Raw genomic sequence first — 20,272 nt, forward strand, 5'->3', positions numbered from 1 at the left:
CAGGATTGGAAGTCCGCCATGAACCAGTTCGCGATACTCTACGGCGAGCGGTTCACCCACGCCGCCTACGGCGGCTTTCGATAACCCGGCCAACTGGCCAGTTCAACCAACCGCCTCACACACAGAAATCCGGACACTCTCGGGCGGTGTCGGGCTACGGCCGTTTCCGCTGGAACCTGGCCCGGCGCCTGCGCTTCAACCGTGGCGGCAGCGACCTGTCCCACATGCTGGACCGCCAGATGGCCGGCAAGATCGATTCGTGGTCCATCCGCTTCTGTTTCCACCAGTTCAACCACGGGCTGCTGGATGTGTTCCCGGTGCGCTCGCTGGTCGAGAACATCGGCTTCGGGGCGGGCGGGCAGCATTGTCGGCAGGACGTGCGTGGCTGGACCTCGCAGGTGCAGACCGAGCCGCCCGCTGTCTTCGATCTGCCGACCGAGGTGCGCACGGATCCGGAGGTGCTGCGGCAGTTCCGCCGCTTCAACAGCCTGTCTGCGCGGGCGGTGCGGGTGGTGAAGCGCTGCATGCTCGCCTGCTCGGCGCCTGAACCGGGCGTTCGGGCAGCCGCGCCGCCGCCCGCTGCGCCGCGCGCCACAGCGGACGCAGTGCGGCGCGTTGTCCGGCCGGTGCATAGCGCCACTGGCTGAGCGTCTCCAGCAGGTGGGCGAGGCCGACGAGGTCGGTGTCTGTCTGGCCGCGCAGGTGCTCCAGCAGGCCGGCGGTGGCAAGGTGGTCCGGCGCGTCGTAGCCCCGGCGCCGCAGGACGTGCCGCAGACGTTCGTGGTCCCGCAGCCAGGGGTCGCGCCGCCGTGTCCGTGCCCGCCACGCCGTCCAGGCTGCTCCGATGCCGACAGCTGCGGCAAAGGCGCCGGCCAGCAGGCGACCCAGATCCTGGCTGTCCAGCCTCTCCTTGCCGAGTGCCGCCAGCAGATCCTGCTGCCGGTGGGTCGAGTAGCCCAGGACCCACTGTTTCCACTGGTGCTCCGCGGCGCCCCAGACCGCACGGGCCTGGTCCAGCAGGCGCGGATCGAGATCCACCAGCGTCTGCCCGATCAGCCCGCGTGGCGCGGCCAGCCGCTCGCCGCGCCGGATCCGCTCCGGTGCCACGGCGCCCGTCGGATCCAGGCGCACCCAGCCGCGTGCTGCGTGCCAGTACTCCACCCAGGCGTGGGCGTCGCGCTGGCGGACCTCCAGTACGCCGTTGAGCGGGTTGACCTCGCCGCCCAGGTAGCCGGTGACGATGCGTGCCGGAATGCCCCAGCGGCGCAGCACGACGGTGACCGCGGCGGCGTAGTGTTCGCAGAAGCCGGCCCGGCCGTCGAGCCAGAAGTCGTCGACCGGATCCTTGCCGAGCAGCCCTGGCGCCAGCGTGTAGACATAGGGCTGCTGGCGGATGTGGTCGAGCAGCCACTGGGCGCGGCGGCCGCTGTCGGCCGGGTCTGCGCCGAAGACCACCCGTTGCGCGTCCGCCCAGGCGCGGGTTCGCGGATGCTGGCCATCCGGCAGTGCAAGGTAGGGCACCCAGCGCGGGTCGTCTGCGTCGACCGGGGGGCTGGGCGCGGCCTTGGCGTCGTGCTGCGGCGTCTCCAGCACGGCGGTGGCGAGGACGCGCATCCGCTCGGTCAGCGGCCGTTGGGTGTACCAGTCACCTTCCGGGTGGCGCCACCACGGCAGGTCCAGCTCGGCGTCGGGCAGCGTCGGGCGGGTCCGGGCGTTTTCCAGCATGGGCAGCGTACCGAGGCCGAGCGGCTCCACGGTCATCTCATAGCGCACAGAAGGGGCGGTGCGCGCGGGTGGTGGCTGCGGCGTTGGATCCGTGGCGTGTGCGGTCCGTTGCTGGCGCTGCCAGCCGCTGCCTTCCGGCGCGCTCAGCACCGGCCCGCGGAAATACAGCAGCGACGGCGCGGGCACGGCGCCCTCGAACTGCAGGCGCAGCGCCAGCGTGTCGTCCTGGGCCAGTTCGGCCACATCGCCGAGCGCGAGGTGGTCCGACAGGCCCGTCTTGCCGGTGCCCGGCCCCGGCATCGCCCACAAGGGCGCCACCCGCGGGAATAGGAGAAACAGCGCGATGACCAGTGGCAAGCCGGTCAGCAGCAGCCGCGTCGACAGGGCCAGCGCATGCCGCAGCGGTGGCAGGCCACCGGGATGGTCCGGCAGGTGGGCCAGTACCAGCGCGGCGATCAGCAGCCACACCGAGAGGCCCATCGCCAGCGCCGTGGCCAGCGACTGGGAATGCAGGAAGTTGGCGAGCACCAGGAAGAAGCCGAGAAAGAAGACCACCGTGGCATCGCGGCGCGCGCGCAGCTCCAGCGTCTTGAGCGCCGACATCACCACCAGCAGCGTCACGCCAGCCGACGGCCCGAGCAGCGACTGGTGGCTCGCCAGCGTGCCCGCCGAGGCGCCCGCCAGCGCCAGCACCAGCAGCCAGCGCGACGGCAGTGCGCCCCCGCTCCAGGCTAGCCACGCCCGCCAGCCCAGCGCCGCATACGCCAGCGTGGCGCACCACGGCGGTACTTGCGCGAGTTGCGGCAGCAGTGTCCAGGCCAGCGCCGCCAGCAGGAACAGGGTGTCGCGGGATTCGCGCGGCAGCGTCGCCCAGGTCATGGGGCACTCCAGAGGGCGAGCGCGTCCAGGCACTTGCGCCGATGGCCAGGACCGGCCCCGGCGTCGACCTGCAACGCACCCAGGCTCAGGCGGTAGTGCAGGCCCTGCGCGTCCGCCTGCAGCACCCAGGCGCTCAGGCGGCGCAGGCGGGCCTCGGGGTCGAGGCCGTGCAGGCGGTCGCCATCCAGATGTCGCTCGCGGGACTGCCGGGGCGGCGGCACCTCGCGCACCAGCAGCCCGCCGCCGGCCGCCAAGCTCTGCGCCGAGCGGCGCCAGAGCACTTGCGATGGCCGGTCCTCGCGCCGCCAGGGCCGTGCGCCGTCGTCGTCCCCCGGCTCGGGCAGGAGGCTGGTCCGGCGAGCGGGCGCGTCGGCCGGATCGGTGGTGTCATCCTGCGGGATCGGCGGGGCATCGACCTCCGGTGCCGGCCAGGCGAGCGGCTGGTGCGCGATCCGCCACACCGTCCAGACCCGGAACAGCCCGAGCGGAAAGCGGCTGGAGAGTTCCAGTGGCGGCAGGGTCTGCAGTCCGCGCTGCGCGAGGGTCCGCGTCAGACGCTGCAGCGCGTCCGGACCGGGTGTCCAGGCGAGCGGGACGCCCTTGGCCGCATCGCGCCAGCGCATCACCAGCCCGTGGCGGCCGAGGCGCATGGGGTGGCGCCAGCCGGTGGCCGAGGTCTCGTCCTGCAAGATGATGTCGATGTCGATCGTCTGGCCGACAAAACCTGGCTCGCTCGTCCTTGCACGCAGGTGCAACCCGCTCAAGGTCGCGTGCGTGGCGTGCAGGGCGACCAGCGCGGCGCTGGCGAGCGTGAAGGTCAGCAGGTGGCCGAGGTTGAGCTGGTAGTTGATCGACGCCAGCAGCAGGCACGCCAGCAGCACGCAATACAGCAGGCCCGATGCGGTGGGCACGATGTAGAGCTTGCGGTGGTCGAGCCGCACGGCGTCGGTGCGCGGATGGCGCCGGACCCACCAGGTTTGCCAGCGCACGGTCCAGGGCTGGCGCCAGTCGGGCAGCAAGGCCGCTCGCCTCAGACCAGCCGCACGGCTTCGAGCATCGCCCGCACCTGCGCGGCCCGGCTGCGCCCGGCGCCGCTGCGGGGCGGCAGGCGGTGGGCCAGCACCGGCACGGCCAGCGCCTGCAGGTCTTCCGGCGTGACGTGGGAGCGCCGGGCGAGAAAGGCCCGAGCGCGTGCCACCCGCAGCCACGCCAGTGCCGCCCGCGGCGACAGCCCCTGCGCGAACCACTGGCCGTTGCGCGTCACGGCGATCAGCGCCTGCAGGTAGTCCAGCAGCGCGGGCGCCGCATGCACACGCTGCACCGCGGCCTGCGCAGCCAGCAGCTCCTGCGCGGACATCACCGGCTGCAGGTGCCGCACCGCCTCGCGCCGGTCGTGGCCTTCGAGCAGCGCCCGTTCGGCCGACGGGGACGGATAGCCGAGCGTGAGGCCCATCAGGAAGCGGTCGAGCTGGCTTTCGGGCAGGGCGTAGGTGCCGAGCTGCTCGGTGGGGTTCTGGGTGGCGATGACGAAGAAGGGCGCCGGCAGGGCGCGGGTCTGGCCGTCGAGGCTGACCTGGCGCTCTTCCATCGCCTCCAGCAGCGCGCTCTGGGTGCGCGGGCCGGCGCGGTTGATCTCGTCGGCCAGCAGCACCTGCGTGAAGACGGGGCCTTGATGAAAGACAAATCCCTCGCGTGCGCGCTCGTAGACACTGATTCCGATCAGGTCGCTGGGGGTCAGGTCGGCAGTGAACTGCACTCTGGAGAAGTGCAGGCCGAGCGAAGCGGCCAGGGCCTGGGCGAGGGTGGTCTTGCCGACACCGGGAACATCCTCGATCAGCAGGTGGCCGCCGGCGAGCAGGCAGGCCACGCTGTCGAGGATCTGTGCATGCTTGCCCACCACCACCGACCCGACCTGGTCGATCAGGCGTTCCAGCGCTTCGGTCAGCGGTGTCTCCGGGACCGAGGATGGCGGGGGCGTCAGGAGCGTGTGATGTGGGCGGTTCATCATTGGTGATACCTTACCCGAACCGAAACGAAGCTTGAGGGACAACACAGCGGGCGACGGATGCCCGGTGTGCCAGACAACATGAGCACTGCCTTTTATTCCCACCCCGACTGCCGCGGCCACGACATGGGTCCCGGCCATCCCGAGTGTCCCCAGCGCCTCGATGCGATCGAAGACCACCTGCTGTCCACCGGCCTGGACATCGCGCTGCTGCGTCCCGACGACGTGCCGCTGGCGAAGCACTCGGACCTGATGCAGGCGCACAACGAGGGGTACCTGCTCGAACTCGACGAGTTCATGCAGCAGGCGATCCTCACCGGCGAACACCGCGCGCTCGACCCGGACACCACCGTCTGTCCCGGCACACGCCAGGCGATGCTGCGGGCGGCCGGGGCCGCGGTCGCCGCCACCGACGCGGTGATCGATGGCGTCTACCGCAACGCCTTCTGCGCGATCCGCCCGCCCGGCCACCACGCCACGCGTTCGCAAGCGATGGGCTTCTGCTTCTACAACAACGTCTGCATCGCGGCGCGCCATGCGCTGAACGTGCGCGGCCTGAAGCGCGTGGCGATCATCGACTTCGATGTTCACCACGGCAACGGCACCGAGGACATCATTGCCGGCGACGACCGGGTGCTGATGGCCAGCTTCTTCCAGGACCAGCTCTATCCCTACAGCGGCGGTGTGCCCATGGGCGACAACATGGTCAACGTGCCCGTGCCGGCCTACACCCGCGGCATGGACGTGCGCGAGCTGATCGAGATGTACTGGATGCCGCGGCTGGAGGCTTTCCAGCCCGAGATGGTCTTCATCTCCGCCGGCTTCGACGCGCACCGCGAGGACGACCTGGGGCAGCTCGGGCTGGTCGAGGCGGACTACGCCTGGATCACGCAGCGGCTGGTCGACGTCGCGGACCGCTACAGCCAGGGCCGCATCGTGTCGTGCCTGGAAGGTGGTTACGTGCTGAGTGCGCTGGCACGCAGCGTCGCGGCCCACCTGCGGGTGCTGGCCGACGTCTGATCGGGGCCTGGTCCGGGTCAGCGCGCGGCGGTCTGCGCACTGTCGCGCAGCGGCTCGGTGGCGTATTCGACCTCGATGCGCAGCCGCGAACGGGTCGGGCGCCCATCCACCTCGCCCGGCACGAAGGCACTGCGCAGGAACGTCTGCCGGGTCGCGTCTTCGAGCAGCGGAGGCAGGCCACTGTCGTCTGCCTCGTCGATGCGCACCCGCTGCACCACGCCGCGGTCGTCGATGAACAGCGTCACCACGGCCCGGAAGCGGCCGGACGGCGCCAGCTCCGGGTAGAGCAGGTCGATGGACTGCTGGGGTGCCGGGGCCTTGCTCAGCTGGTTGCGTGGCAGGTAATCGGCGTCTGGATCGCCGGCCGGACCCTCTTGTGGTGTGGCGGGTGGCGCTTGCGCTGCGGCTGCGGGACCGGCGCCGGTGGGCGGCAGGGTGTCCGGATCCCCGCTTGGCGGTGCTGCGCGGTTGGCCGTGGCGGGCGGGATGAACGGCGCCGGGCGGGCTGGCCTGGCCGCGGTCTCGGCGCGTATGCGCACGTCCATGCCGGACGGACTGCCATGTGCCGGACCGCTGTGCGCCGGCACTGACGCAGGCAAGGCGCCAGACAGCAGTGCGCCAACATGCAGCGCGACCGAGCCGGTCACGCAGGCCGCCAGTACCACGCCGCGCACTGCCATCTCAGTTCAGCTCGCGCCAGGCCGCGCGTCGCAAGGTGTTGGATTTGCTGCGGATGCCGAGACCGGCTGCCTTGAGCTGGGTGCTCTGGTCGCGCTTGGTGAAGAAGGCGCTGACCCGCCCGGCACTGTCCATCACCCGGCTGACCCCGACGATGAGCGAGGTCGAGATCTCCACGTCCCGCACGTCGCCCGACGGCAGCAGGAACTGGTAGAGGTAGGAGCTGCCGCCATTGCCGCAGGGATCGCCGTTCGGCACGGTCGAGGCGAAGGCGATCAGGCCCGAGGCCAGCGGAATGCCGTCCAGCGCCACGCGCTCGCCGCTGGACTGGTTCAGGTCGACGTACCAGCCGTTCTGGGCATTCCAGTCCACCGATTTGGCTTCGTCGAGGCGGCGACTGGTGTTGAGTTCCTGGCGGACCAGCCTGGCGTTCGGGTCGCGCAAGGGGCCGATGCCGGTGCTGCCGAGCGTGTCCCGGATCGAGTAGATGCTCTGCAGACCGGTGGACGCCAGATCGGTGTTGTTGATCAGGCGCCCGGTGCCGAAGGACACGACGGTGACCGGCACATTGTCGAACACCAGTTCGGTGAGGACCGGCTTGCCGGTGATGGGTTGCGGCACCAGACTCGGCCCGAGTGCCTGACCGAGCAAGGTCGCTTCGATGCCGGAGGGGGCGATCCGGTCGTCGTGGTCGAAGCGCCAGAGGTTGCCCAGCATGTCGCCCGCATAGAAGCGCAAGGCCGTGTTGTCCGTGTCGCTCGGTACCCAGGCGTTGAGGCGACCCAGGTTGCTGGGCGTCGTGGTGTCGCCGGCCGAGGTGATGATCTCGCCCGCGCCGGTGCGCAGCTTGCCGGTCATGGCGTCCACCAGGTAGATCCGGCCGCGGCCGTCGCCGACGTTGTTGATGCCGGAGGTGAAGGCCACCAGCCAGGTGCCCTTGGCGTCCTTGGTGATCACCGGATTGCCGAAGGTCAGACCCAGGTTGGCGTCCGAGAACTCCCAGAGCAGCGCCGGGGAGGCCGGGTTGGTGATGTCGAGTGCGTAGTAGTAGCGGCCGCCCGCGCCCATGCCACCGACGAGGACGGTGTGCCACTGACCGTTGGCGAAGACGTCGCCGATGGTGGGCGTGGCGTCGAGCAGGTTGCTGTGGTTGGCGTCATAGCCCACGTCCGCAAGCCGCCGCAGGTGAGACAGCACACCGCGCGGCACGAAGGCCCACAGTTCATCGCCGCCGACGGGGTCGGTTTCGTTTTCGCCGACCTGGAAGGCGTGCAGCATGCCGTCGTTGGCCGGGGCGTAGACCATCTTGGCGCGGCTGGCGTGGTCGGTGACAAATTGCGCATAGCCCGCGTCGGCGTATTTGAACGGGGGTTTGGCGACGTAGACCGGCGCAGCGTTCACGAAGTCGCCCAAGCGGGAGTACCGGTTGCGGAAGACCTGGTTGTCCGGTGCGGATGCACCCATCTGGAGCAGCAGGTCACCGCGCAGGAAGTTCACCAGGTTATTGCCGGTGGCCTTGTCCATCGCGGCTGGCGTGAGACGGGTGCATTGCGACAGCGGGCGCGGACCGGCGCAGAGGTCGTCGAAGTCCGAGTTGTATTTCAGGCTCAGCAGGTTGGCGTAGGTGAAGTCGAGCAACTTGCCCGCACCGTTGCCGAACAGCACGCGCCGCGGACGGGCGACGAGGTCACGCGCGTCGAGCCGGGTCCGGGCGCTCCAGACGGCCTTGCCGTCGCTGGTGTCCGGGGCGATCAGACCCGCGGTGACCGCGTCCGTGGTGAACTGGAAGGCGCGCAGGTCGCCGTGCCAGGTGGGTGAATTGCTGTAGCTCGGCAGAAAGACCCAGTTGTCGCCGGTCACCGGCGTGAGCGAGCTGGCCGAGGCGGCGGCGCTGGAGCCGGCGTCCTTGCTGATCTCGTTGAGCGTGGTGCCGATGGCGTCGGACAGGGTCTGCGGGTCGGTGGCCGAGAAGTACTGGCCGCGGCCGTTGACGGCGGCGTGCCACAGGTCGTCGATGTGGGTGGCGTTGGTCGTGTTCGGGGTGGTGCTGACCGTGCCGATCGGCACCGGCCACACCTTGTTGTTCCGGCCGGCGACTATGTCGGCATAGTCGCCGGTGCCCAGCGTGAGGTAGTTGCGGTCGTAGGAGAGGGTTCCCTGCACGCCCAGCCCGACCGTGAAGGTGTTCAGGTGCTGGTGGGTGGCCGAGTCGCGCTTGGTGGCTGGCACGTTGTTGGTGAAATCGGTGCGCAGGTCGGTGGCCCAGAAGTACTGGGCCACGTCGGCCAGCGAATCGCTGTCGCCGCCGCCCGAGGTGCCGGTGCTGTCCTTCATGGGCCTGGCCTCGGCGCCATCCTGCTGGCCGACACGGGTCCGACCGTCGAGCTGGAGGGGGCCGTAGGTGGCGGTCTCCAGACCCGGGTAGGGGCTCTGCCCGCTGTTCCAGTAGCCGTCGGTTGACAGCAGCGCGTAGTTGCGCTGGCAGGAATACTGGACCGGGTCGGCGCGCTGGCCGGCGATCTTGTTGGCGAAATAGCGACCGGTCTTGGACAGGGCCCCCCGCAGCGGCGTGAAGCCCTCGGCGGTCTGGGCGGTGTAGAGCAGGTCGTAGAAGCTGCTGCGCTGGGTCGCGGTGAAGTCCTTGACGTCGAGGAAGCTGCTGCTGGTGACGCTGCTGTCGCTGATGACGGTGAAGCCGACGCGGAACTCGTCGCCGATGCCGCGGAAGGCCTCGCCGGCGGCGGTGCGCATCAGCAGGCGGCGCGTGCGGTAGTAGGCGTGCCAGTTGGCGTATTTCTGCCGCAGTACCGCGTCGGACGTGGTGGTGACGGTGACCGGGATGAACTGGTCCGAGGGTTCGCTCCTGCTGAGCGTGCAGTCCTTGTAGAACGGGGTTGACCTGTCGGGGTTGCCGTCCGGCCGGTAGGACCAGGACAGCGGGGTCAGCTTCTTGTCATTCTTGTAGGCGTAGTAGACGCTGCCGTCGAGCGACGTGGCGCCAGCCGACAGATTGAAGCCGTCGTCCGGTGCCGCGGCAAAGCTCGCATCGGGGTAGGAGGTGCCGTTGGCGCGGACCGGCGGGCGGTAGGACAGGCCCGGGTTGAAGGCCAGACCATTGCAGTGGGCCGAACGGTAGCCGTAGTTGTCACCGAGGACGGCATCGCCATCGTAGATGCCGGCCTCGTCGGGCATGTAGGAGTACGCCATCGAGCCGGAGTCGTCCAGGATGAACATGATGTTCGGCTTGACCTGGGACAACGAGGCACTCAGCGGCACATTGGACACGTCGATCAGCGCTGCGTGCGCGCTGCCGATCGTCCCGCAGCAAGCCAGTGCGGCGGCGAGGGCCAGCAGGCCGAGAGGGTGGCGACGGGTGGGCATGCGGTTCATGGCGACTCAGAAATGCACCAGCGTTTCGGTGGTGCTGACCGTGTTGCGCGCGCCCTGGGCACGCACGACGATGCGGTAGTACTCGGCCACGCTGCTGGAGCCGATGCGCACCGGGTTCTGGCTGTTGATCTCGCCGCGTTCGCTGGTGACCTGGCTGGTGGCGTTGAGCGGGCGAGGGCACTGGTTGGTGCCCGTGGTCGAGCTGCCGGCTTCCGAGCACAGCCGCACGATGAGGAAATGCGCCGTGATCTGGTTGGCCAGCGACTTGGTACGGGTGGGCAGGCAGTCCACCGGAGTCGGGCCGCGCTGCGAGCGGCAGCTGTCGCTGTTCCAGTCGATGGCCACGCGGCTGGCGGACAGGCTGGTCGAGGTGGGGTCGAGTCCGGGCACCAGTTGCGCCCAGTAGCCCTGGTCGCGCTGGGTGACGTTCAGGCCATCCGGGTCGGTCTTCTGCCGCTCTTCGAGCCACAGGATGGCGAGCCGGGTGGCTTCGTCCGTGGCCATCAGGGTGTCCTGCTTGAAGCTCAGGTTGCCCAGGATGGTGGTGCCGGTGTCGACCGAGCGGATCATCGCCACCGCCGCCAGCGACAGCGCGACCACGGTGACCATGGCGAACAGCAGCGAAACGCCGCGCTGCTGGCGGTGGTTCAGCGGGGATGGGTTCATCGCGAGGTGCTCCATGGGCGGCTCACGCGGGTTGCCACAGCAGGTTGCGCAGGGGGATCACGGTCTCGAAGACCTTGTAGCGGTAGTTGCGCCAGTCGTCGCCGGCACCGGGCGGTGCTTTGTCGACACGCAGTGGCTCGGCAGTGACGCCGTCCGGATACCAGACCGGCAGCGTTGGCGTGACCCACTCGCTGGCGGTCCGCACGGCCGACTGGGTGGGGCGCTGTTCGTTCTGCGTGCTGCGGGCGACCACCGCCACGCGCACGGCCACCACGCGCTGCCAGCCCTTGGCCGTGGTCGGTGACACCGCGGTCCAGATGTCGGCGACCTGGTCGGCGATGGCGCTGGTGTCGATGCCGTAGACGGCCTGGAGCTGGACGATCTGCGGATAGAGGTCATCGGCCGTGGTCTGGCCGGTGCCGCTGTCGAAGGAAATCTGGCGCAACTGGTAGGGGATCTGTGACGCAGGGGTGTCGCATCGGGCCTCGGCCAGCCCGGTCACGCAGAAGCGCCGGCTGACGAGGGTGCCCAGGTCGAGCAGCAGGCTGCCAGCGGCGTAGGACAGATCGGTGCTCTGGGTACCGGGGAAGACGGTGTTGGTCAGGTCTTGGTTCCAGGGGCCGTCGGCGCCGGCGTCATGGAAGAGCTGGTTGCTGGCGGCCACTGGCTCGGCGCTCACGTTGAACAGGCTGCAGTAGCGGGCCGGGTCGGTCGGATCGGGTGTCGGGGTGGGCACGGCCAGCATCAGGTCGCCCTTGTGGTGGCCCAGGCCGGTGTTGTTGCCGATGACGAAGACGTTGCTTGCGCGCAGGTGGCTGCCCGCGACGCGGGTCGGCAGCGCAAAGTCGGCGTGGTTGCTCATCAGGACGTCGAGGCTGTCCGCCGCGCCGTCCGCCCCATCGGTGATGACCACCGGTGCCAGCGTGCGCTCGAACCGGGTGGCCACGCCGGCCCGCTGGCCGACGATGCGGCAGCCGGTGGCGCCACCCTCGGACATGCCGTAGCCGCTGGTCTGCACGTCGCGCTGCAGGGTCTGCAAGGCCAGCGCGCCGTTGACCTGGGCGTCGGAGCCGGCGGTGATGGTGCGCTTGCGGCCTTCGTAGACCGTGGTGACCTGGGCGATCACCAGCACGGCGAGCAGGCCGATGACCATGCCGACCATCAGCTCGATCAGCGTGACGCCGCTCTGGGCGGCGGGGGAGGCGGGAGACGCGGTCATGTCGCTCGGGTCAAGGCTGGACGGGGTTGGGGTTGACCGCGGTGGTGGTCTGGAACTGGCGAAGCTCGTCGCTGGGCGCCTGCCAGGTGACCTTCACGGTGACCTGCCCGGGTTCTGTCTTCGAGACCTCGGCCTTGCCGACGCCGGTGGGCAGGCGCTCGCTGACGCGGTCCATCCAGCGCTGGCAAGGTGGATGGCCGGCGCAGTTGCCGGCGTCATAGAGCGCCAGGTTGCGGCTGTCGGTCCACATCAAGCCAACCAGGTCGCTGGCGAGGTAGGCGGCGTCGGCGCGGTACTTGGCGCCGCTGGTGGCGCGGGTCATCGAGGCCTGCAAGCCGACCAGACCAAGCACGGCCAGCGAGAAGATCAGCAGCGCGATCAGCGCTTCCAGCAGCACGAAGCCTTGGGTGGATGGCGCTGCAGCGGTGCGGGAGTGGATCACGGGCATCTCCTCAGTTCACCAGGCAGCGGCGGGTGTCGCGCGGATCGGTTGCGGCGGGGTCGCAGGTGCGCACGGTGCCTCCGATGTTCAGCACCACGTGCAGCGTCCGGCTGGTGCTGCTGCCGGGGTGCTTGACCACGATGCAGCGGATCGGCGCAGGCACCGGCTGTGCACGTCCGAAGCCGTTGAACAGCACCTGGGCCTGACCGGTGGCGTTCCCGCAGGACGCATCGCGCACTTCCAGCGTGACGCCCGGCGAGCCGTCGCCGCGGGCGTGCCTGGCGACGAGGCGGGTGCCGGTGGTGGTGCCCAGCGGTTGGCCGCACTGTCCCGCGGGGTTGTCCAGGCTCACGACCCACGAAGGCGAGGTGGACGACACCGTGCAGGTGTTGTCCAGCGTGCCTGGCTGGGCGTCGTTGGACACCAGCGAGAACAGGATCGGTTCGTTGCGCCGCACGGCCTCGGCGCGGGCGCGGTTCAGGCCGCTGCTGATCGATTCGGCGGCGTTGCGGATCTCGGTGTCGAGCATCCAGTCGCGCACCAGTGGCGTGACCGCCATCAGCAGCGCGCCCAGCACCGCCAGCGTCACCATCAGCTCAATCAGCGAGAAGCCGGGCGCAGCGCGTGGAGGCACCAAGGTCACCATGCTTAGCACTCCGTGCCGCGCTTGAGCCAGCACGCTTTGCTGGTGACGGCGCCCTTGAACTGGGTGGTGCCCTGCTCGCCAGCTTCGTTGAGCGTGTAGTCGTGGCCCTTGGTGTGGCCGCTGGTGCCGGTGGCGGTGAGGGTGTAGGCCTGGTTGCCGTTGTTGCCGCTGAGCTTGCAGGCGTAGCTGAACTTGGCGCCGGTGGCGGGCTGGTCCGAGAACTTGATCTTGCCCTCGCCGCAGGTGTTGGTACCGTATTGGCGGTTGTCCTGGTAGTACTGCTCCATTGCCACGCGCTGGCTGGCGAGCGTGCTGAAGGCCTCTGGCAGTTCGCTGCGGCGGATGTAGTCGCTGTAAGCCGGCATCCCGATGGCGGCGAGGATGCCGATGATGGCCACGACGACCATCACCTCGATGAGCGTGAAGCCGCGTGTGCCCGACGAACAGGTGCGGCGGACGGAAGCGAGGGCGGATGCGGGCAGGGCCATGTCGGCTGGCGACCGGGAAATCGCGCAAAAATGAAAAGGTACCCCGATCGTAGGTGCCAAGCGCCTCGGCGTCACGCGGGCGGCCCGCCGTTGATCGGCCGCAGCGGGCCGTTCGTCGGCTGGGCGGCGGGCTGGGTGACAATACGCGATTGGCAACCGACAACCCCACAAGACACCCATGGCCCAGTACGTTTTCACGATGAACCGCGTCGGCAAGATCGTGCCGCCCAAGCGGCAGATCCTCAAGGGCATCTCGCTGTCCTTCTTCCCGGGCGCCAAGATCGGCGTGCTCGGCCTGAATGGTTCGGGCAAGTCGACGCTGCTGAAGATCATGGCCGGTATTGACAAGGACATCGAGGGTGAAGCCACCCCGATGCCCGGACTGAAGATCGGATACCTGCCCCAGGAGCCGCAGCTCAACCCGGACCAGACCGTGCGCGAAGCGGTCGAAGAAGGCATCGGCGGCGTGATCTCGGCCAAGAAGCGTCTGGACGAGGTCTACACCGCCTACGCCGACGAAAACGCCGACTTCGACGCGCTGGCCGCCGAGCAGGCCGAGCTGGAGGCGATCATCGCCGCCGCCGGCAGCGAGAACACCGATCTGCAGCTCGAAATCGCCGCGGATGCGCTGCGCCTGTCGCCGTGGGATGCGGTGATCGGTAACCTGTCGGGGGGTGAAAAGCGCCGCGTGGCCCTGTGCCGCCTGCTGCTGTCCAAGCCCGACATGCTGCTGCTGGACGAGCCGACCAACCACTTGGACGCCGAGTCGGTCGAGTGGCTGGAGCACTTCCTGCAACGCTTCACCGGCACCGTGGTGGCCATCACCCACGACCGCTACTTCCTCGACAACGCCGCCGAGTGGATCCTGGAACTCGACCGGGGCCAGGGCTTCCCGTACAAGGGCAACTACTCCGACTGGCTGGAAGGCAAGGGCAAGCGCCTGGAGCAGGAGCAGAAGACCGAAGACGCCCGTGCCCGCGCGATGAAGGTCGAGCTGGAGTGGGTACGCAAGAACGCCAAGGGGCGTCAGGCCAAGAGCAAGGCGCGTCTGGCCCGTTTCGAGGAACTGAGCGACGTTGACTACCAGAAGCGCAACGAAACCAACGAGATCTTTATCCCGGTCGCCGAGCGCCTGGGCAATGAAGTGATCGAGTTCGACGGCGTCACCAAGAGCTTTGGCGACCGGGTGCTGATCGACAATCTGAGCTTCAAGGTGCCGGCAGGTGCCATCGTCGGCATCATCGGCCCGAACGGCGCCGGCAAATCAACGCTGTTCCGCCTGATCCAGGGTGTGGAGAAGGCCGACACCGGCGAGGTCAAGATCGGCAAGACCGCGCGTCTGGCCTTCGTGGACCAGAGCCGCCAGAGCCTGGACGACACCAAGACGGTGTGGCAGGACGTCTCGGGCGGACTCGACAACATCGTGGTCGGCAAGTTCGTCATGCCCAGCCGCGCCTACATCGGCCGCTTCAACTTCAAGGGCAACGACCAGCAGAAGCTGGTCGGCAGCCTGTCGGGCGGTGAGCGGGGTCGTTTGCACCTGGCCAAGACGCTGGCACAGGGCGGCAACGTGCTGATGCTGGACGAACCGTCGAACGATCTGAACGTGGAAACCCTGCGTGCGCTGGAAGAGGCGCTGCTGGAGTTTGCCGGCTCGGCCATGGTCATCTCCCACGATCGCTGGTTCCTGGACCGCATCTGCACCCACATCCTGGCGGCCGAAGGCGATTCGCAGTGGGTCTTCTTCGACGGCAACTACCAGGAGTACGAGGCCGACAAGAAGCGCCGCCTGGGCGAAGAGGGTGCGCGGCCCAAGCGGTTCCGCTACAAGGCCCTCAAGTGACGCCCTTGATTGATGCTAAATTGACCTGAACCCAGTCGGAGCACCCCCATGAAACAGATCACCGCCATCATCAAGCCCTTCAAGCTCGAAGAGGTCCGCGAGGCACTCGCCGAGGTGGGCGTCACTGGCCTGACCGTCACCGAGGTCAAGGGTTTCGGCCGCCAGAAGGGCCACACGGAGCTATACCGCGGTGCCGAGTACGTGGTCGATTTCCTGCCAAAGGTGAAGATCGAGGTCGTCGTGAAAACGGTGGATGTCGATCGCTGCCTGGAGGCCATCGTCAAGGCAGCCAAGACGGGCAAGATCGGCGACGGCAAGATCTTCGTGACCGCCGTGGAGCAGGTGATCCGCATCCGCACCGGCGAGACCGACGAAGCGGCGGTCTGAGCGGCTCTAGCCCATTCAGGCGATGAACCGGTGCCAGAGGGCCGCGGCCCAGATGGCGCCGGTCACGGCCAGGGACAAAAAAACCGCGGCACTGCCGAAATCCTTGGCCCGCTTGGCGAGTTCGTGCAGCTCGAACGAAATGCGATCGACTGTGGCTTCGACGGCCGAGTTGAGCAGCTCGACGATCAGCACCATCACTACGCTGCCCGCGAGCAACGCGGTCTCGATCCAGGTCTGGCCGACCCAGAAGGCCAGTGGAACCAGCATGACGGCGAGCCAAGTTTCCTGGCGAAAGGCACTCTCGCCGAGGTAGGCGCTGGTGAGTCCTTGGAGGGAATAGCCAGCGGCGTGGCGGATGCGATCTAGGCCGGTGCGGCCCTTGTGGGGATTCGTCATGGTGGCGCCGATTGTGCCAGCGCCAACCTCCCTGGTGCGCGGTTCAGCGGTGGCGCGGGGCTGGGCGCCAAGTCACTAGCCGGGTCTGGCAGAGGCGGTCGTGCAGGAACTGCTGGTCTGGCAACAGCCGCGTCAAGGCGGCGTAGGCAACCACGCCTGCCAGCAAGGCCAGCGCGTATTCGCCGGAGGTGTGGAGCTTCAGCGCGGCGGCCACTCCAAGTGCTGGCAGAAACCACAACCAGCTCAGCGTGTAGCGGGCCAGCGCGTTCATCCAGCCCAGTGGGTGCCCGTCTCGGCGAACGACCCGGATATGCCAGGTCTTCATTGCCACGGTCTGGCCGCTGTGAATCCAGAACCAGGCGAAATACAGTCCCAGCATCCCGAACAGGAACGCCTGCAGCTCGACCCGGCCTTGCAGCGCGTGGCGTTGATCGGTGAGGGTTGAAAATAGCAGCCCTGCAATCATCAGCACGCCAAACAGAACCACACCCTCGTAGAGCATGGCGGCCACGCGCCGACGCAGGCCAGGTGTCGGCAGTGCAGCCAGATCGGCGTTGTCAGGGGTGTAGGGCAGGGCGGAGCGGGAAACCATCAATCAGTCAATCAGCGAACGGAACGGTCAGGGCACATCCGGGCTCGGCGCAGGGCTGGTGCCGACACCTTGCGGGCCGCGCTGCGGCAACAGGGTGTCGTTCTGGACGAATCCTTGTGTCGCGGCGATCTTCGGCAGGCCCGCCTGCTGGTGCCGCGGGGGCGTCGGTGGCTTGTTGATCGGCCGCGTGCTGGCACCGATGCCGGCCTGCACCGTGCCGGGTGCCACCGATTGCGGCCGGGCCGTCTGGGGTGCTGTCACGATGTTGGACTTGGCTGGCGTGCTGTCCACCGTCGGCGTCTTGCGCGCGGCCGCGGCTTGAGGCGCCGAAGCAGGAGCAGGTCGATTGCCGGCCTGGGTGGACAAGGCCTGGCGCTGTTCGGCAGGCAAGTTCTGATAGGCCTCCCAGCGGGTCTGGCGCTCGGTGGCGGGCACCTTGCGCAGCTCCTCGAAGCTGATGCGCGCCACATTGCGCTGCGCGGGAGTCATCGAGGCCCACTCGACCATGCGCTCGCGCAGACGCTCTTGTTGCACAGCGGGCAGGCCGGGGTAGCGAGTCGCGACATCGCGCCACTTCTGCTTGCGCAGACTGTCGATGTCGCTCCACTGGCTCTGCAGCGGTTGAAGCGCCTGGCGTTCGCCAGCACTGAGTTCGGCCCAGGCCGGACCGGTCTGGGCAGCGACTTGCATCGACAAGGCGAGTGCAATGCCGGCCAGTGCGCCTGTCCCCGACCAGGTCCGAACGACTTTTCGCGCCATGGTGTCAGTTCCCCGCCGATGCGAGCATGCTAGGGGAGTCCTCGGCGGGGGCTGCCGTCGATGCAGGTACTTCTGGTGGGCGGCGCAGGAACTCGCCGAAACCCGCGTCAAGATAGGCTGCTGGAGGCAGGTCATCGCCCAGCAGCGCAGTGTCGATCTCGGCAGCTTGGGCGATCTGCTCGCGTGATTCCCACTCGCCCAGCCCAGTCAGGCCGACAGCAAGAACCAGTGCCGGCACCAGCCAGCCCAGCCGACTCCACCACACCGACTCGCTTCCGCCGCCCATGTGCCCGAGGGTGGTGGCACCGGAGTGCGCATCAATGCCGACGATCGAGATGTCCGGTGCCGAGGCCGCCTGGGGTCGCCGCATCGCCACGGCCTGGTGGCGGGCCTGCGCCAGCGCCTGCATGCGCGCCACACGCAATCGCTCGCTGATGTCGTGGGGCAGCGTTTGGGCGCCAGCTTCGAGATGGGCGGTCAGGCGCAGGGCGAAGCGCGCCTCCAGGGCGTCTGCTTCTCCGGGCAGCAGGTTGCGTGCAATCGACACGGTGTTCACAGTGAAATTCCCTTGGCTTTCAGCGCTTTGGCCAACGCATGCACTGCGCGCGAACAGTGCGTCTTGACACTTCCCTCCGAGCAACCCATGGCCGCGGCGGTCTCGGCAACATCCATTTCCTCCCAGTAACGCATAAGGAAGGCTTCACGTTGACGGCCAGGAAGCTTCGACACCTCTTCTTCGATCCTTTGCAAGGTTTGTACCCGTGCGAAGGCGCTGTCGGCACTTTCGGTATCACCTGCAGTGGTTTCGGTTGCCAGGTGTTCCAGCAGATCGAAGTCCGCATCCCCGTCGTTGCCCTCGAAGTCGGAGAAATTCTTCAGGACGGCGTTGCGGACCTTCTGGTGGCGAAACCAGTCCATCGTCGCGTTCGACAGGATGCGCTGGAACAGCATCGGCCACTCGTTGGTGGGTCGATCGCCATAACGCTGCGCCAGTCGGATCATGGAATCCTGGACGATGTCGAGCGCAGCATCCTCGTCACGCACCATGTACACGGTGCGCTTGAAGGCGCGTTTTTCGACACTTTGCAGGAAGTCGGAGAGGGCTTGATCTTCGGCCAAGGAGGTTGCGCCGGATGGGGCGGCGTGCGTCGGGAGCAGGGGTGGCGGGCGTGTTGATGTCGGCGGGCGCGATTATGGCACCGGCCCACTTTGCGCCGCACTGCAGCAAGGCTGCCACGCAAGAGTGCGATAATCCCGCCTTCGCACGAAGCGTGCAATGGTCTGCGCTGCTCGCCCGACCCGGGTGACAGCGTCAACGACCCCCCGGCACCAATCCCACCTCACAAGGGCGAGGGGAGGCGCACCGATCGATTTTCGTCAGAGAAAACCCGAAAGGTTCATTCACATGGACAACGCTACGCCCGAGCTGAACGGCTCGGAAATCCTGGTCCGCTGTCTGCAGGCCGAAAACGTCGAATTCATGTGGGGCTATCCCGGTGGATCGGTCCTCTACATCTACGACGCTCTCTACAAGCAAGAGACGATCCAGCACGTTCTGGTGCGCCACGAGCAGGCGGCCGTACACGCTGCTGACGGCTATGCGCGCGCCACCGGCAAGGTCGGCGTCGCACTCGTCACGTCCGGCCCTGGTGTCACCAATGCGGTGACCGGCATCGCCACGGCCTACATGGACTCGATCCCGATGGTCGTGATCACCGGCCAGGTGCCGACGGCCGCAATCGGCCTCGACGCCTTCCAGGAGTGCGACACCGTCGGCATCACGCGCCCGATCGTCAAGCACAACTTCCTGGTCAAGGACGTGCGCGACCTGGCCATGACGCTCAAGAAGGCATTCCACATCGCCCGCACCGGCCGCCCCGGTCCCGTGGTCGTGGACATCCCGAAGGACGTGTCGCTGAAGACGACCACGTTCCAGTATCCGGACACCGTCGAGATGCGTTCGTACAACCCGGTGCGCAAGGGCCATGGCGGGCAGATCCGCAAGGCTGTTGCGCTGCTGCTGTCGGCCAAGCGCCCCTACATCTACACCGGCGGCGGCGTGATCCTGGGCAACGCCTCGGCGGAGCTGCGCGAGCTGGTCGATCTGCTGGGCTACCCGGTCACGAACACGCTGATGGGCCTGGGGGCGACGCCGTCCACCGATCCGCGTTTCCTCGGGATGCTGGGCATGCACGGCACCTACGAAGCCAACATGACGATGCAGAACTGCGACGTCCTGCTGGCGGTGGGCGCGCGTTTCGATGACCGCGTGATCGGCAACCCGAAGCACTTCGCCTCGGTCGAGCGCAAGATCATCCACATCGACATCGACCCGTCCTCGATCTCCAAGCGCGTCAAGGTGGACATCCCCATCGTTGGCGACGTGAAGGACGTGCTGCAGGAACTGATCACCCAGATCCGCGAACACCAGCAGCGCGCCGAGCCGGCCGCGATGAACGCCTGGTGGTCGCAGATCAACGAGTGGCGTGGTCGGGAGTGCCTGAAGTACAAGAACTCCGACGAGGTCATCAAGCCGCAGTACGTCGTCGAGACCCTGTGGAACCTGACCCGCGGCCGTGACACCTACATCACGTCCGACGTGGGTCAGCACCAGATGTGGGCGGCGCAGTATTTCGGCTTCGACGAGCCGCGCCGCTGGATCAACTCCGGCGGCCTGGGCACGATGGGGGTGGGCCTGCCCTACGCCATGGGCATCAAGCTGGCCAAGCCCGAGTCGGACGTGTTCTGCATCACCGGCGAAGGCTCGATCCAGATGTGCATCCAGGAGCTGTCCACTTGCCAGCAGTACGGCACGGCGGTCAAGGTCATCTCGCTGAACAACCGCTACCTGGGCATGGTGCGCCAGTGGCAGGAACTGGACTACCAGGGCCGCTACTCGCACAGCTACATGGATGCGCTGCCCGACTTCGTGAAGCTGGCGGAGGCTTATGGCCACGTCGGCATCAAGATCGAGAAGCCCTCCGAGGTCGAACCGGCCCTGAAGGAGCTGATCCGTCTGAAGGACCGCACCGTGTTCCTCGACGTGCGCACCGACCGGACCGAGAACGTCTGGCCGATGGTCAAGGCAGGCCAGGGCATCACCGAGATGCTGCTCGGCTCCGAAGACCTGTGACCCC

The 20,272-nt window shown here is 67.9% G+C and carries 19 protein-coding genes; 4 read left to right on the forward strand and 15 right to left on the reverse strand.

Annotated features, from left to right (window positions below):
* Window positions 1-480 precede the first annotated feature (480 nt).
* Genes RMP06_RS12375 through RMP06_RS12385 form a run of 3 tightly spaced genes read right to left on the reverse strand, consistent with a single transcriptional unit; the run spans window position 481 to window position 4,609 of the window.
* Window positions 481-2,604, reverse strand: a complete 2,124-nt coding sequence (locus tag RMP06_RS12375) for a transglutaminase TgpA family protein (RefSeq protein WP_310462087.1) — start codon at window positions 2,602-2,604, stop codon at window positions 481-483.
* A complete protein-coding gene (locus RMP06_RS12380) occupies window positions 2,601-3,623 on the reverse strand; it encodes a DUF58 domain-containing protein (protein WP_310462088.1) in 1,023 nt (340 codons plus the stop codon). Before RMP06_RS12380 ends, RMP06_RS12375 begins: the two co-directional genes overlap by 4 nt.
* Window positions 3,624-3,634: 11 nt before the next feature.
* The gene (locus RMP06_RS12385) at window positions 3,635-4,609 is read right to left on the reverse strand and encodes an AAA family ATPase (RefSeq protein WP_310462089.1); all 975 of its coding nucleotides are present in this window, start codon (window positions 4,607-4,609) and stop codon (window positions 3,635-3,637) included.
* An 81-nt stretch (window positions 4,610-4,690) separates the two neighbouring features.
* On the opposite strand from RMP06_RS12385, the gene RMP06_RS12390 reads away from it, so the two are divergent.
* Window positions 4,691-5,629 (forward strand): histone deacetylase family protein, encoded by a 939-nt coding sequence (locus RMP06_RS12390; protein ID WP_310462090.1) that lies wholly within the window; start codon window positions 4,691-4,693, stop codon window positions 5,627-5,629.
* A 17-nt stretch (window positions 5,630-5,646) separates the two neighbouring features.
* Here RMP06_RS12390 and RMP06_RS12395 read toward each other — a convergent pair whose 3' ends face one another.
* From RMP06_RS12395 to RMP06_RS12425, 7 genes are read right to left on the reverse strand one after another with little or no spacing between them, the layout of a single operon-like run.
* The gene (locus RMP06_RS12395; protein ID WP_310462091.1) at window positions 5,647-6,309 is read right to left on the reverse strand and encodes an energy transducer TonB; all 663 of its coding nucleotides are present in this window, start codon (window positions 6,307-6,309) and stop codon (window positions 5,647-5,649) included.
* 1 nt (window position 6,310) lies between these two features.
* Window positions 6,311-9,697, reverse strand: coding sequence for a pilus assembly protein (locus tag RMP06_RS12400; protein WP_310462092.1), 3,387 nt, complete (start codon window positions 9,695-9,697; stop codon window positions 6,311-6,313).
* 6 nt (window positions 9,698-9,703) lie between these two features.
* Window positions 9,704-10,363: a pilus assembly PilX family protein gene (locus RMP06_RS12405; protein WP_310462093.1), complete on the reverse strand. Its 660-nt coding sequence runs from the start codon at window positions 10,361-10,363 to the stop codon at window positions 9,704-9,706.
* Window positions 10,364-10,385: 22 nt separating this feature from the next.
* A complete protein-coding gene (locus RMP06_RS12410) occupies window positions 10,386-11,582 on the reverse strand; it encodes a PilW family protein (RefSeq protein ID WP_310462094.1) in 1,197 nt (398 codons plus the stop codon).
* A gap of 10 nt (window positions 11,583-11,592) precedes the next feature.
* Window positions 11,593-12,024 carry a type IV pilus modification PilV family protein gene (locus RMP06_RS12415; protein WP_310462095.1) on the reverse strand — a complete coding sequence of 144 codons (432 nt, stop codon included), beginning with the start codon at window positions 12,022-12,024 and terminating at the stop codon, window positions 11,593-11,595.
* Between the two features lie 10 nt (window positions 12,025-12,034).
* Entirely contained in the window at window positions 12,035-12,670 is a 636-nt protein-coding gene (locus RMP06_RS12420) for a GspH/FimT family pseudopilin (protein WP_310462096.1), read from the reverse strand.
* A gap of 2 nt (window positions 12,671-12,672) precedes the next feature.
* Window positions 12,673-13,158 (reverse strand): type IV pilin protein, encoded by a 486-nt coding sequence (locus tag RMP06_RS12425; protein WP_310462097.1) that lies wholly within the window; start codon window positions 13,156-13,158, stop codon window positions 12,673-12,675.
* A gap of 178 nt (window positions 13,159-13,336) precedes the next feature.
* Here RMP06_RS12425 and ettA point away from each other — a divergent pair, with 178 nt between their 5' ends.
* Both ettA and RMP06_RS12435 read left to right on the forward strand, forming a co-directional pair.
* A complete protein-coding gene (gene ettA, locus RMP06_RS12430; protein ID WP_310462098.1) occupies window positions 13,337-15,001 on the forward strand; it encodes an energy-dependent translational throttle protein EttA in 1,665 nt (554 codons plus the stop codon).
* Window positions 15,002-15,049: 48 nt separating this feature from the next.
* On the forward strand, window positions 15,050-15,388 hold the full coding sequence (locus tag RMP06_RS12435) for a P-II family nitrogen regulator (RefSeq protein ID WP_310462099.1): 339 nt from the start codon (window positions 15,050-15,052) through the stop codon (window positions 15,386-15,388).
* A gap of 15 nt (window positions 15,389-15,403) precedes the next feature.
* Here RMP06_RS12435 and RMP06_RS12440 read toward each other — a convergent pair whose 3' ends face one another.
* From RMP06_RS12440 to RMP06_RS12460, 5 genes are read right to left on the reverse strand one after another with little or no spacing between them, the layout of a single operon-like run.
* A complete protein-coding gene (locus tag RMP06_RS12440; RefSeq protein WP_310462100.1) occupies window positions 15,404-15,784 on the reverse strand; it encodes a diacylglycerol kinase in 381 nt (126 codons plus the stop codon).
* Window positions 15,785-15,827: 43 nt separating this feature from the next.
* On the reverse strand, window positions 15,828-16,376 hold the full coding sequence (locus RMP06_RS12445) for an RDD family protein (RefSeq protein ID WP_310462101.1): 549 nt from the start codon (window positions 16,374-16,376) through the stop codon (window positions 15,828-15,830).
* A 27-nt stretch (window positions 16,377-16,403) separates the two neighbouring features.
* Window positions 16,404-17,135, reverse strand: a complete 732-nt coding sequence (locus RMP06_RS12450; RefSeq protein ID WP_310462102.1) for a DUF3106 domain-containing protein — start codon at window positions 17,133-17,135, stop codon at window positions 16,404-16,406.
* Window positions 17,136-17,139: 4 nt separating this feature from the next.
* Window positions 17,140-17,682: a DUF3619 family protein gene (locus RMP06_RS12455; RefSeq protein ID WP_310462103.1), complete on the reverse strand. Its 543-nt coding sequence runs from the start codon at window positions 17,680-17,682 to the stop codon at window positions 17,140-17,142.
* Window positions 17,683-17,687: 5 nt separating this feature from the next.
* Entirely contained in the window at window positions 17,688-18,254 is a 567-nt protein-coding gene (locus RMP06_RS12460; RefSeq protein WP_310462104.1) for an RNA polymerase sigma factor, read from the reverse strand.
* Between the two features lie 286 nt (window positions 18,255-18,540).
* Here RMP06_RS12460 and RMP06_RS12465 point away from each other — a divergent pair, with 286 nt between their 5' ends.
* Window positions 18,541-20,268 carry an acetolactate synthase 3 catalytic subunit gene (locus RMP06_RS12465; RefSeq protein WP_310462105.1) on the forward strand — a complete coding sequence of 576 codons (1,728 nt, stop codon included), beginning with the start codon at window positions 18,541-18,543 and terminating at the stop codon, window positions 20,266-20,268.
* Window positions 20,269-20,272 lie beyond the last annotated feature (4 nt).

The sequence above is a fragment of the Sphaerotilus sp. genome, assembly GCF_031429695.1.
GTDB lineage: Bacteria > Pseudomonadota > Gammaproteobacteria > Burkholderiales > Burkholderiaceae_C > Sphaerotilus.

Bases quoted from the DNA above. Each gene is read 5' to 3' on its own strand.
- RMP06_RS12375 (WP_310462087.1), bottom strand. From the start codon at position 2,604: ATGACCTGGGCGACGCTGCCGCGCGAATCCCGCGACACCCTGTTCCTG.
- RMP06_RS12385 (WP_310462089.1), bottom strand. From the start codon at position 4,609: ATGAACCGCCCACATCACACGCTCCTGACGCCCCCGCCATCCTCGGTC.
- RMP06_RS12390 (WP_310462090.1), top strand. From the start codon at position 4,691: ATGAGCACTGCCTTTTATTCCCACCCCGACTGCCGCGGCCACGACATG.
- RMP06_RS12395 (WP_310462091.1), bottom strand. From the start codon at position 6,309: ATGGCAGTGCGCGGCGTGGTACTGGCGGCCTGCGTGACCGGCTCGGTC.
- RMP06_RS12400 (WP_310462092.1), bottom strand. From the start codon at position 9,697: ATGAACCGCATGCCCACCCGTCGCCACCCTCTCGGCCTGCTGGCCCTC.
- RMP06_RS12405 (WP_310462093.1), bottom strand. From the start codon at position 10,363: ATGAACCCATCCCCGCTGAACCACCGCCAGCAGCGCGGCGTTTCGCTG.
- RMP06_RS12410 (WP_310462094.1), bottom strand. From the start codon at position 11,582: ATGACCGCGTCTCCCGCCTCCCCCGCCGCCCAGAGCGGCGTCACGCTG.
- RMP06_RS12420 (WP_310462096.1), bottom strand. From the start codon at position 12,670: ATGGTGACCTTGGTGCCTCCACGCGCTGCGCCCGGCTTCTCGCTGATT.
- RMP06_RS12425 (WP_310462097.1), bottom strand. From the start codon at position 13,158: ATGGCCCTGCCCGCATCCGCCCTCGCTTCCGTCCGCCGCACCTGTTCG.
- ettA (WP_310462098.1), top strand. From the start codon at position 13,337: ATGGCCCAGTACGTTTTCACGATGAACCGCGTCGGCAAGATCGTGCCG.
- RMP06_RS12435 (WP_310462099.1), top strand. From the start codon at position 15,050: ATGAAACAGATCACCGCCATCATCAAGCCCTTCAAGCTCGAAGAGGTC.
- RMP06_RS12440 (WP_310462100.1), bottom strand. From the start codon at position 15,784: ATGACGAATCCCCACAAGGGCCGCACCGGCCTAGATCGCATCCGCCAC.
- RMP06_RS12445 (WP_310462101.1), bottom strand. From the start codon at position 16,376: ATGGTTTCCCGCTCCGCCCTGCCCTACACCCCTGACAACGCCGATCTG.
- RMP06_RS12450 (WP_310462102.1), bottom strand. From the start codon at position 17,135: ATGGCGCGAAAAGTCGTTCGGACCTGGTCGGGGACAGGCGCACTGGCC.
- RMP06_RS12465 (WP_310462105.1), top strand. From the start codon at position 18,541: ATGGACAACGCTACGCCCGAGCTGAACGGCTCGGAAATCCTGGTCCGC.